Source organism: Streptomyces sp. CBMA156, assembly GCF_014596515.1.
Classification (GTDB): Bacteria; Actinomycetota; Actinomycetes; order Streptomycetales; family Streptomycetaceae; genus Kitasatospora.
On record NZ_MSJQ01000432.1, the window covers coordinates 44,898 to 54,872 of the forward strand.

Annotated in this window: 11 protein-coding genes; 6 read left to right on the plus strand and 5 right to left on the minus strand. The window is 71.3% G+C overall.

Translation table 11 applies throughout. The features are described 5' to 3' along the window. Window positions 1-301: 301 nt before the first annotated feature. Window positions 302-1,129 carry a YhjD/YihY/BrkB family envelope integrity protein gene (locus BU198_RS38915; RefSeq protein WP_223245526.1) on the plus strand — a complete coding sequence of 276 codons (828 nt, stop codon included), beginning with the start codon at window positions 302-304 and terminating at the stop codon, window positions 1,127-1,129. Between the two features lie 228 nt (window positions 1,130-1,357). Here the strand turns inward: BU198_RS38915 and BU198_RS43595 are convergent, their stop codons facing one another. The 3 genes from BU198_RS43595 to BU198_RS38925 all read right to left on the minus strand — a co-directional run bounded on the left by BU198_RS43595 (window position 1,358) and on the right by BU198_RS38925 (window position 2,985). Further along, window positions 1,358-1,489 carry a hypothetical protein gene (locus BU198_RS43595; RefSeq protein ID WP_262987107.1) on the minus strand — a complete coding sequence of 44 codons (132 nt, stop codon included), beginning with the start codon at window positions 1,487-1,489 and terminating at the stop codon, window positions 1,358-1,360. 75 nt (window positions 1,490-1,564) lie between these two features. Next, window positions 1,565-2,122: an SMI1/KNR4 family protein gene (locus BU198_RS38920; RefSeq protein ID WP_188301461.1), complete on the minus strand. Its 558-nt coding sequence runs from the start codon at window positions 2,120-2,122 to the stop codon at window positions 1,565-1,567. A 146-nt stretch (window positions 2,123-2,268) separates the two neighbouring features. Beyond that, entirely contained in the window at window positions 2,269-2,985 is a 717-nt protein-coding gene (locus tag BU198_RS38925; protein WP_188301452.1) for a flavodoxin family protein, read from the minus strand. Window positions 2,986-3,274: 289 nt separating this feature from the next. On the opposite strand from BU198_RS38925, the gene BU198_RS38930 reads away from it, so the two are divergent. The 4 genes from BU198_RS38930 to BU198_RS38945 all read left to right on the plus strand — a co-directional run bounded on the left by BU198_RS38930 (window position 3,275) and on the right by BU198_RS38945 (window position 6,756). Then, window positions 3,275-4,564, plus strand: a complete 1,290-nt coding sequence (locus BU198_RS38930; RefSeq protein ID WP_317620503.1) for an extracellular solute-binding protein — start codon at window positions 3,275-3,277, stop codon at window positions 4,562-4,564. Beyond that, window positions 4,554-5,471, plus strand: coding sequence for a carbohydrate ABC transporter permease (locus BU198_RS38935; protein WP_188301453.1), 918 nt, complete (start codon window positions 4,554-4,556; stop codon window positions 5,469-5,471). Before BU198_RS38930 ends, BU198_RS38935 begins: the two co-directional genes overlap by 11 nt. Next, window positions 5,468-6,292, plus strand: a complete 825-nt coding sequence (locus BU198_RS38940; RefSeq protein ID WP_188301454.1) for a carbohydrate ABC transporter permease — start codon at window positions 5,468-5,470, stop codon at window positions 6,290-6,292. The genes BU198_RS38935 and BU198_RS38940 overlap by 4 nt, the downstream gene beginning before the upstream one ends. A 122-nt stretch (window positions 6,293-6,414) precedes the next feature. Beyond that, complete coding sequence (locus BU198_RS38945; RefSeq protein ID WP_188301455.1) at window positions 6,415-6,756, plus strand: hypothetical protein; 342 nt, start codon at window positions 6,415-6,417, stop codon at window positions 6,754-6,756. Between the two features lie 66 nt (window positions 6,757-6,822). On the opposite strand, the gene BU198_RS38950 is transcribed toward BU198_RS38945, so the two are convergent. After that, window positions 6,823-7,701, minus strand: coding sequence for a PIG-L family deacetylase (locus BU198_RS38950; RefSeq protein WP_188301456.1), 879 nt, complete (start codon window positions 7,699-7,701; stop codon window positions 6,823-6,825). Between the two features lie 112 nt (window positions 7,702-7,813). Continuing rightward, window positions 7,814-8,479, minus strand: coding sequence for a hypothetical protein (locus BU198_RS38955; protein ID WP_188301457.1), 666 nt, complete (start codon window positions 8,477-8,479; stop codon window positions 7,814-7,816). 137 nt (window positions 8,480-8,616) lie between these two features. On the opposite strand from BU198_RS38955, the gene BU198_RS38960 reads away from it, so the two are divergent. Then, window positions 8,617-9,975: SAM-dependent methyltransferase (locus BU198_RS38960; RefSeq protein WP_317620504.1), on the plus strand; the 1,359-nt coding region annotated here is incomplete at its 3' end.

Below are 9,975 nucleotides of genomic sequence, written 5' to 3' on the forward strand. Positions count from 1 at the left end.
TCCGTCCGGACGAGGCGAGGCCGACGGGCCGCGCGCTCCCGAGCGGCCGCGACCGGTGTGCGCTCCCGCGACCGGACCGTCCCGCCGGCCCGGCCCGGCCCTCCGTCCGTTGCGCCGAACGGCGGTCCTCCCGAGATGCCGCACACCATCCCGTCGCCCAGGCTTGGACGGAATCCGGGGTGCCCGCGCCGGCGACGGACCGCAGCGGCGGACGGAGTGCCGACGTCGGAGGGAGGACGGAGTGGCGGAACAGCGTGGTCAGCCCAGCCGCGCTCACTGGATCCGTGCCAGATCCGCCTGGTTGCGGGGGCGGACGGCGACGCTGCGCGACGCCCCGTTCCCCCGCCGGTTCGCGGCGCAGCTGATCCACATCCATGTGCTGGACACCGCCACCCGTCTCGCGGCGCAAGTGTTCCTGACCGCCCTCCCGGTGCTGTTCGTCCTGGCCGCCTTCATGCCGCAGGAGGTGCGCAGAAGCGTCTCGGATTCCCTTCGTACCGTCCTGGGGCTCCACGGTGCCTCGATCGACGAGATCAGACAGGTGCTCCAGACCGGCCAGAACACCGCCACCGATGCCTTCGGCGTCGTCGGAATCGTGGTGACCCTGCTCTCGGCCACGAGTTGCAGCCGTGTCCTGCAGCGTCTGTGCGAACGGAGCTGGCACCTTCCCCATCTGGCAGGGCGCCTGGCGGCGTGGCGATGGCTCGCCTGGCTGCTGGTGTGGATCGCCGCTCTGACCGTCCAGGGGCAGGTCCGGACCGGATTCGGGGTGGGGGACGGCCTCGGGGTCATCCTCTACCTCGTCACGGCCACTCTTCTCTGGTGGTGGACGCAGCACCTCCTACTCGGTGGCCGGGTCCCCTGGCTTCCCCTGCTCCCCGGGGCCGTGCTGACCAGTGCCGCGCTGACGGCGCTCGCCTGGGGATCGCGGCTCTACATCCCCCGCTCGCTGAACCGCAGCGTGACGCAGTTCGGCCCGCTCGGTCTGGTGTTCACCCTGCTCAGCTGGCTCATCGTGATGTTCACGGCCATCACGCTCGGGATCGGCATCGGGTATGTGGTGGCGGGCCAGGGCCGACTGGCCCGGCTGCTGGGGACTCCGAACCCGGCCCCTGCGGACGAGGACTGACGGCAAGGCCCCGGAACGGACCGGCTCCTCCTCGGTTCCTCGGCGCCCGTCGCCGACGCGGTCGCGCACGCGTCGCCGGGCGTCATCAGCAGCACGCCCCACCCCGTCGGATCACGGTCCGCATTGCTCTTTCCATCCGTGAGTTCAGGGTTCGAGCCCTGGCGGCCCCTCGGAACGCTGGCGGGTCCTGCACCAGGCCACCTTCGTCAGCCGGGACATCGACAGCAACTACGAACTGATCCGCCGCCTCGAACCGTACGTCCGCCCGGCCGCCACCAGCACCGGCGCGCTGTCCGCCGCCACCCGGCAGGTGCTCGCCACCGAGCTGCCCGAACTCCTGCCGCACGCCGTCGAGATCATCGACTACCTCGGCCGGTACTTCGGCATCGACGACTGACCCCCGCCCGGATCGAGCGGGAGCCGCACAGCCCTCACTCACGCGTCGAACCACGGCTTGTCGGCGGACCAGTGTTTCACCCAGCCCCCGAAGCCCGACTCCGCCGTGGTGAAACCGAACTCCGAGCCGAAGGGAACCGCGCCTTCCCCACTGATGTTCCACACGTGCCCCCGGTGCGGACCCGTGACGATGAGGTGCCAGTACATCCCGCAGCCGTCGGTACCCAACACGATCGATCCGTGGCTGAAGACCTGTTCGAGGATCGGGTCGATCTCCTCGGATGGCCTGGGATCGTCCTCCCACAACCACCTCGACGTCAGCGGGAAGGGCCTGCTCAGGTGGCGCTCCGGCCGGCCGTCACCCCAGTCCCCGGGCATCTCCGCCAGTCCCACGAGCCCGAAGTCCGGCGGCCCGGAGCGCGAGCCGTCCGCGATCTCGGCGACGAACGTCCGGTACGGCTCGGGCAGGACCACGCCGTGCTCCGCCTCGAAGGCACCCACGGCCTCCCAGCCCAGCGCCGACGCCCGGGCATCGTCGGCGTCGACGGCTGCTCGAATCGCGGCAAGATCGCGGGGGTCCGCGTGCTCTGTGTCCATGCGGCCCATTGGTACCACCCGGCTCTGACAAGGGCGCAGGGTTGCGGCGATATCGACGGACATGGGCTCCGCAACGAAATCCTCTTCGAGGGCCGGCCCGTGCAGGAACTCCGCTTCAGGGGGCCGCCGGGGATTCCGGGTGCGGCTCAGCGGTGTTCGGGGTTCTCGAAGTCGAAGCGGCAGCCCGCGTCCCACTCGGAGCGCTGGTTGCCGTAGGCCGGGATGCCGCCGGCGTCCTTCAGCATCCGGGCCAGGTGGAGCTGGTTCCAGGTCATGAAGGTGGCGTTGCGGTTGGTGAAGTCGTTCTCCGGACCGCCCGATCCGGGGTCGAGGTAGGACGGCCCAGGCCCCGCCTCGCCGACCCAGCCCGCGTCGGCCTGCGGCGGGACGGTGTACCCGAGGTGCTGGAGGCTGTAAAGCACGTTCATCGCGCAGTGCTTGGCACCGTCCTCGTTCCCGGTGATCAGACAACCTCCGACCCGCCCGTAATAGGCGTACTGGCCCTCGGAGTTGAGGATCGACGAGCAGGCGTACAGGCGCTCGATGACCTTCTTCATGACGGAGGAGTTGTCGCCCAGCCAGACCGGGCCCGCGAGGGTGAGGATGTCGGCCGCCATCACCTGGGAGTAGATCACCGGCCAGTCGTCGGTCTCCCAGCCGTGCTCGGTCATGTCCGGCCACACGCCGGTGGCGATGTCCAGGTCGACGGCGCGCAGCACCGCGACCTGGACGCCCTGGCGCTCCAGGATGCCGGTGCTGACGTCGATCAGGCCCTGGGTGTGGCTGCGTTCCGGGGAGCGCTTGAGGGTGCAGTTGATCACCAGGGCGCTCAGGTCGGTGTACGTCGTCGTCGGGTCCGGCACCGGTTCCTCCTCCGTGTGGTCCGGGAGGCCGGTCGGGTGGCGGACTCCCCCGCCCAGCCCACCAGGCAGGCACCGTGGGCGCGCGTCAGGCTGGGCCTCCCGGCTGACCCCGTTCGGCTGTCCGGACGACGCGAAGCCCGGCCTTCGGCCGCCACCCGGGAGCGTCCGCGGCGCGGCGGCCTCCGCGGGCGCCGGACATCGCCTTCCGGCCGAATGTCCGCGCAGCCGCTCGGACCGTGAAGCCGATGGGTAGTCAGAAAGACACCCCCACAGTGAACTTGGAGATTCCGTGGCCATTCGCATGCGCTACCGCCCCTTGGTCCTCACGTTGTTCCTGTCCCTGGCCGCGGCCGGGTGCAGCTCCGGCTCGGGCGGCGGATCGGAGGGCGGCGGCAAACTGACGGTGTGGCTGGCCGTCGACGCCCAGGAGAGTTGGCCGGAATTGGTCCAGTCCACTAATGACCGCTTCACCAAGGCCCACCCCGGGGTCAAGGTCGAGGTCCAGTACCAGCAGTGGCCGACGAAGAACCAGAAGCTGGATGCCGTCCTCGCCGGGAAGAACGTGCCCGACGTGGTGGAGATGGGCAACAGCGAGACCACCAACTACATCGTCAACGGGGCCTTCGCCACGGTCGACCCGGCCCGCTTCGACCAGTCGGACGCCTGGCTCCCGGCGCTCGCCGACGCGTGCCGCGACAAGGGCAAGACCTACTGCGTGCCCTACTACGTCGGGGCCAGGGTCGGCGTCTACCGCACCGACTACTTCGCCCGCGCCGGCGTGCCCGACGCACCGAAGACTTACCCCGAGCTCCTCTCCGCGTTCGACCGCCTCAAGGCCGCCTACGGCCCCGAGGACCCGAACTTCTCCGCCCTCTACCTGCCCGGCCGCTACTGGAACGCGGCGATGGCCTTCGTGAAGGACGCCGGCGGCGAGATCGCCGTGAAGGAGGGCGACCACTGGAAGGCCTCGTTGTCCTCGCCGAAGTCCGTCGCCGGGCTCACCGAGTGGAAGCGGCTGATCGACACCTACTACGTCGGCGACCGCGCGAAGGACAACGGCGACCAGCCCGGCGTCGTCGGCCAGGGCCACGTGGGCGTGTTCTACGGCAACACCTGGGAGGCCGACGCCGCCGCCGACGAACGCTCCGGCGGGGACCCGAAGCTGAAGGGCAAGTTCGCCACCTTCCCCTTCCCCGGCCCGTCCGGGAAGCTCCTGCCGCCGTTCCTCGGCGGCTCCACCCTGGCCGTGCCGGCCAAGTCGACGCGCAAGGAGCTGGCCGCCGACTGGATCAAGCTGTTCACCGACCGGGAGTCGCAGAAGACGCTGATCGCCGCGAACACCCTGCCCAACAACACCACCCAGCTGGCCGAGGTCGCCGCCGGCGGCATCAACGGTCCGTCCGCCCAGGCCGCGGCGACCGGAGGCTGGATGACCCCGTTCGCCCCCGGCTGGACGTCGGCGGAGAAGTCCAACGTCCTGCCCGAGATGCTCGAACGGATCGCGAACGGCAAGGCGTCGGTCCAGGACGCCGCGCGGGAGGCCGACCGGCGGATCGACGAAGTGATCAATGAGCGCTGACCGGGTCCGGCGGCGGCGTCCTCCGACGCTGCTGCCGTACCTGCTGATGGCCCCGGCCGTCGTCGCGCTCGTCCTGGTGCTGGGCTACCCGCTCGTGGACATGGTCGTCCTCGCCTTCCAGGACATGACCCGCGAGCAGCTGTTCAACGGTTCGGCACCGCCCTGGGCCGGGCTGGACCAGTTCCGCCGGATCCTCGGCGACGGCTTCTTCTGGACGGTGGTGCTCCGCACCGTGCTCTTCACCGCGGTGTCCGTCGTCCTCACCGTGGTCTGCGGGACGGCGACCGCGCTGCTGATGCACCGCGTCTCCCCGTGGGTGCGCGCCGTCATCTCCGGCGTGCTGGTCACCGTGTGGGCGATGCCGGTCATGGTCGCCGGGGCGATCTTCCGCTGGCTCTTCGACGCCGACTACGGGGTGGTGAACTGGCTGCTCTCCCGGCTGCCCGGGGTCGACCTGGCCCGGCACAACTGGTTCACCGATCCCTTGCAGGGCTTCGCCGTCATCGTCGCCGTCGTGGTGTGGGGCTCGCTGCCGTTCGCCGCCATCACCCTGCGGGCCGCACTGGCGCAGGTGCCGCCCGAACTGGAGGAGTCCGCGGTGCTCGACGGCGCCCGGTCGTCCCAGGTCCTCCGGCACATCACCCTGCCCTCGATCAGGCCGGTGCTGCTCATGGTCACGACGCTGATGGCCATCTGGAACTTCGGCACCTTCAACCAGATCTGGATCATGCGCGGCGGCCAGCCCGAGCGCGAGTACTACCTGCTGGGCGTCTACTCCTTCATCGAGTCGTTCGCCGTGAACCGGTACAGCACCGGGGCGGCGATCGCGCTCGTGACGGTCGTGCTGCTGCTCGCCGGATCGGTCGTGTACCTGCGTCAGATGCTCAGGACGGGAGAGGTCGAATGAGACGCAAGCGGTCGCTGGGCCACGACCTGCTCGGGCTGCTCGTCGCCGCGGTGGTCGGGTTCCCGGTCTACTGGATGGTGCTCACCGCGTTCCGGCCCGCCACCGAGATCCTGAGGCTGCCACCGCAGTTCTGGCCGGGCCGGCCCACGCTCGGCAACTTCTCCAGGGCACTGGGCTCCGAGACGTTCTGGGCCAACGTCCGCTCCAGTGTGGTCATCGGCCTCGGCACCGTCCTGGTGTCGCTGGTCGTCGGCGTGCTCGCCGCCTTCGCGCTCGCCCGCTTCCGCTTCGCGGGCCGCAAGGCCTTCGCCGTGGTGATCCTCATCGTCCAGATGGTCCCGCTGACGGCTCTGATCATCCCGGTCTACCTGCTGCTGAACGACGTCGACATGACGGACAGCCTCAGCGGGGTGATCCTCACCTACCTGGTGTTCACTCTCCCGTTCACCGTGTGGATGCTGCGCGGCTTCATCGTCGGGATCCCCGTCGAACTGGAGGAGGCGGCCATGGTCGACGGCTGCGGTCGCCTCGGCGCGTTCCGCCGGGTCGTGCTCCCCCTGCTCGCGCCCGGCATCGTCGCCACCTCCGTCTTCGCGCTCGTCCAGGCGTGGAACGAGTACGTCCTCGTCTACGTCCTGCTGTCGAGCCCGGACAAGCAGACGGTCAGCATCTGGCTGGTCTCCTTCCAGACCAGCTTCGGGACCGACTACGGCGGCCTCATGGCGGGTGCCACGCTGACCGCCCTGCCCGTCGTGGTGTTCTTCCTCATCGTCCAGCGGAGGATCACCTCCGGCCTCGCCGTCGGCGCGGTCAAGGGCTGAGCCCTGGCGCGGGAGGAGCGGGCGGCCGGCCGGAGGACCCGGGCCGGCCGCCAGGACCCTGTTCGGCCGCACGGCCGTTCAGTAGCATGGCCTCGCCTCCGCCCGTGGCTCCGAGGGGACGAGTGACCGCCGTGACAACCCTGAACGCGAGCAGCCTGTCCGTGGACGTCCCGGACGTCCTGGATGCCCGGGACGTTCTGGATGTTCTGGACGTGCACGACGTCCTGGACATCGATGTGGACGTCGACCTGCTGCTGGACGGCGACGACACCGTGCAGCCGCCCGACACGGGAGTCCCGGTGTCCGGGGCTCCGGTGCTGATGACCCCGCCGCAGAGCACCCAGATGGACTTCGAGTTCGACGCGCAGGGGTGTGTCCAGCTCGACCCTCCCGTCCAGCTCGTGGTGGAAGCGCCGACGGCGCCGGTCGGCCGGGCGGGCGCCGGCCGCGCGCGGACCCGCTGAGGGACACCGGGGTGAGCGCCACCCGACGGTGTGGTCCGCGCGAACTCGCACGGACCACACCGGGATTCAGCGCAGGCCGGCGAAGAGGTCGTTCTCCGGCAGGGCCGACCCCGTGGGGTCCTTCACCCGCACGAAGGTCTCCACGCCCATCAGTTCGGTGAACCGCTCCTTGCCCATCTTCAGGAAGAAGATGTTCTCGCCCTGGCTGGCGTGCGCCGCCAGGGCGTCGAACTTCAGGCCGCCGAACTCGGTGGTGTCCACCCAGGTGGTGACCTCCTCGTCGGGCAGTCCGATCGGCGGGATCGCGTCCACCGCCGCGGAGCCCGCGTCTGCGGAGCCCGCCTCGGGGGAACCCTCCTCCGCGGACTCCGGCTCCTCCCAGTCCGCGCCGAACTCCCGCATGACCTCGCCGAACCGCCGCATCGCCGAGTGCGGCGCCGTCGTCCAGTAGACCTTCGGCATCCCACCGGTCAGCTCCAGCGCCGCCATCGTGATGCGGTGCGCCTGGATGTGGTCGGGGTGGCCGTAGAACCCGTTCTCGTCGTAGGTGACGACCACGTCGGGCTGGTACTGCCGCATGAGTTCGGCGAGGCGGGCCGCGCCGTCCGCCACGGGCGTGCGCCAGAACGAACCGGGCGCGTCGTTGCTCTCCCAGCCCATCATTCCGGAGTCGGCGTAGTCCAGCAGCTCCAGGTGGCTCACCTTCAGCACCTCGCAGCTGGCTTCGAGCTCCTGACGGCGCATCGCGGCCACGGCCGCCGGATCGTGGCCGGGTTCGCCCGGCTTGGCCCCGCCCGGTCCGTCGCCGCAACGACCGTCCGTACACGTGACGAGGACCGTACGGATGCCCTCCGCCGCGTACCGGGCGAGGACTCCCCCGGTCCCGGTGGCCTCGTCGTCGGGGTGGGCGTGCACTGCCATGAGTGTCAAGGGCCGGTCAGTCATGAATACCATCCTCTGATCTATAAGTGCTGGCCCCCAGTCTGCGCCACGGGGGCGGGTGGTCGCCCGCAGTATCCGCCCGGGGGCAGGCGCCGGGACGGCTGCCCGGGCCGGGTCAGCGGCGCCCGGCGGCCAGGGTGACGGGCAGACCGGCCTCGATACGGCTCAGCAGCCGGCCGCCGTGGACCCCGGGAGTGTTGAAGCTGCGCAGCCCGTCCGAGTCGTCGGCTCCGGCCCGCAGGACCTCGGGCACCAGCACCGCCTCGGCGGCGGGCATCCCGGCGCCCGCGGGCCCGGGGTAGGCGTCGGCGAGGTAGGGGGGCACCAGGACCGGGCCGTGCAGGGTGCCCTCGACCAGGTCGGGCTCGAACTCGCTGGACAGCACCGTGACCCCGGCACGCAGGTCGCCGTGGAGCATGACCAGCTTGTCGGTCATGTTGCCGACGAAGGCCTCCACGTGGACGCTGCCGCGCACGATGAGCTTGGCATCGCCCTCCAGGTAGACGGCGGCCGCCCTGAGGTCGCCGAGGACGACCAGCGCGGGGCAGCCGTCGTCGATGTTGAGGACCGCGCCGCTGACGGTGAGGTCGCCGTCGACGATGTATCCGGTGCCGTCCAGCTCGGCGGTGTCGAGGTCGAAGTGGCCGTCGACCGACAGGGCGCCGGAGTGGACGTCGTACTCCTCCTCGTAGAGGTTCTCGTACGAGGAGACGGGCAGGCCGCGGCGCTCGAAGAGGGCGACGGACTCGTCCCAACTGTGCAACGTGGTAGCGATGTTCATGGGGCGAACTGTGCCATGCGGCACTGTCAGGCCGACGCCGGGACGGTCTGCCGGCCGGCCTCTGGGCCGGCCTCTGGGCGGCCGGAGATCCGCTCGGTAGCATGATCCCGCCTCCGCCCGCGGCCCCGAGGGGACGAGTGACCGCCGTGACCGACCCGGACCTCGCGGCCGACCGCCGCTCCGCGCACCGCTACACCCGCCCCTTCGAGCACTTCCCCTCCCGCCGCGAGCACGAGGACCGCTGGGCCGGACTGTCCCGCGCCATCGCCACCGCCGGACCGCCACCGGGCGGTCAATCCACCGGCCGGAAGGGAGAGTTGACCGTCCTCGGCTCCGGCATCGAGGCGGCCGGCTTCACCCGGGCGGACGAGCGCCTGCTCCGGGAGGCGGACCACGTCTTCCACTGCGTGGCCGACCCCGCCACGGTCGTCCGCATCAACGCCTGGCGGCCGGACGCCTACGACCTCGGCGTCCTCTACGACGAAGCCAAGGACCGCTACCTGACATACGTCCAGATGTCCGAGGCCGTCCTGCACTTCGTCCGCGCCGGCCGGCGCGTGGCGGCGGTCTTCTACGGACACCCGGGCATCTTCGTCCTGTCCAGCCACCGCGCCGTCCGGATCGCCCGGCGCGAGGGGCACCGCGCCGTGATGCGGCCCGGCATCAGCGCCCTGGACGTGCTCTGCGCCGACCTCGGCGTGGACCCGAGCACCCCTGGCATGCAGACCTTCGAGGCCTCCGACCTGCTGATCCGGGGCCGGCGCATCGACCCGGGCCTGCACCTGGTGCTCTGGCAGGTCGGCATCGTCGGCGAACTCGGCTACCGACGGGGCGGGTTCGGCAACCGCCATCTCCCCGTGCTGCTGGACCGGCTGGAGGAGGTGTACGGGCCGGACCACCCCGTGGTCAACTACGTCGGCGCCCGCTACCCCGGCCTCGACCCCGTCACGGACCACCACACCGTCGCCGCCCTGCGCGACCCGGCCGTGCGGCACACGGTCACCAGCGCCTCCACCTGGTACCTGCCGCCCGCCGTCGCCGCCCCGGCCGACCCGCAGGTGCTCGAACGCCTCGGCCTGCTCGCGCCCGGCCTGACCGTCCGCCCGCCCGACGGCCCGCTGCGGGTCATCGACGAGTACGGTCCGCGCGAACTCGCCGCCCTCGACGGCTTCGCCGACTTCCGCGTCCCGGCCGGCTTCCACTGGCAGGAGGACACCCCCGGCGCCCGTTTCGTCCTCGCGCTCGGCGAGGACAGCGCCCTGCGCCGGCACTACGTCCGCGACCCCGCGGCCGCCGTGGCGGACTGGGCCCCGTCCGGCCCCGGGACACTCGGCCACGGAACGGCCAGCCCCGGAGCCACTGACCCCGGAGCCGCCGGCCACCCGCCGGCCGGCCTCGGCCCGGCCGAACGCGCCCTACTGGCCCGGCGCGAGGACCTGGCCGTACAGGCCGCCGCCCGCGGTGTCCGGCGGCGGCCGAGCCCGGAGGCGGCCCGG

Coding starts and splice junctions, on each gene's coding strand:
- BU198_RS43595 (WP_262987107.1), bottom strand. CDS start 1,489: ATGATCTCGACGGCGTGCGGCAGGAGTTCGGGCAGCTCGGTGGCGAGC.
- BU198_RS38920 (WP_188301461.1), bottom strand. CDS start 2,122: ATGGACACAGAGCACGCGGACCCCCGCGATCTTGCCGCGATTCGAGCA.
- BU198_RS38935 (WP_188301453.1), top strand. CDS start 4,554: ATGAGCGCTGACCGGGTCCGGCGGCGGCGTCCTCCGACGCTGCTGCCG.
- BU198_RS38955 (WP_188301457.1), bottom strand. CDS start 8,479: ATGAACATCGCTACCACGTTGCACAGTTGGGACGAGTCCGTCGCCCTC.
- BU198_RS38940 (WP_188301454.1), top strand. CDS start 5,468: ATGAGACGCAAGCGGTCGCTGGGCCACGACCTGCTCGGGCTGCTCGTC.
- BU198_RS38950 (WP_188301456.1), bottom strand. CDS start 7,701: ATGACTGACCGGCCCTTGACACTCATGGCAGTGCACGCCCACCCCGAC.